Annotated in this window: 1 protein-coding gene; it reads left to right on the top strand. The window is 47.7% G+C overall.

Annotated elements, in window-relative coordinates; all coding sequences use genetic code 11:
• Window positions 1-444, top strand: a 444-nt coding sequence (locus L6C30_RS14755; protein WP_236163417.1) for a transposase, incomplete at both ends; no start/stop codon positions are given.

The following is a 444-nucleotide window of genomic DNA, read 5'->3' as shown; positions in this document are numbered from 1 at the left end:
GGCATTAGTGCTGATTCAGAAATTATATGCGATAGAAGCAGAATTAAGAAAAAAGACGGATGGTACAGCGGAAGACCGCTGCGAATACCGACAACAGCATAGTCAACCGGTGATGCAACAACTGTATGAATGGCTCAACCAACATCAACTGACTGTGCCATCGAGTTCTCCAACCGCCAAGGCGATCAATTACACTCTGAAGCGTTGGCCAGCTTTAAGCCGCTATCTGGATGATGGCAATCTACCGATTTGCAATAACTGGGTGGAAAACCAGATGCGCCCCTGGGCGTTGGGACGTAAGAACTGGTTATTTGCAGGTTCGCTGCGCAGCGGTCAGCGAGCAGCCAATATTATGACATTAATCCAGTCAGCAAAGCTGAATGGGCTGGATCCCTATGCCTATTTAAGTGATGTGCTGAAAAGGTTGCCGACACATAAAGTGAC

Origin of the sequence: Acinetobacter sp. KAM396, assembly GCF_021602765.1 — a bacterium.
Taxonomy (GTDB): Bacteria; Pseudomonadota; Gammaproteobacteria; order Pseudomonadales; family Moraxellaceae; genus Acinetobacter; species Acinetobacter towneri_A.
Note: the sequence above shows the minus strand (reverse complement) of the source record. Positions and strands in the feature narration are given on the sequence as shown.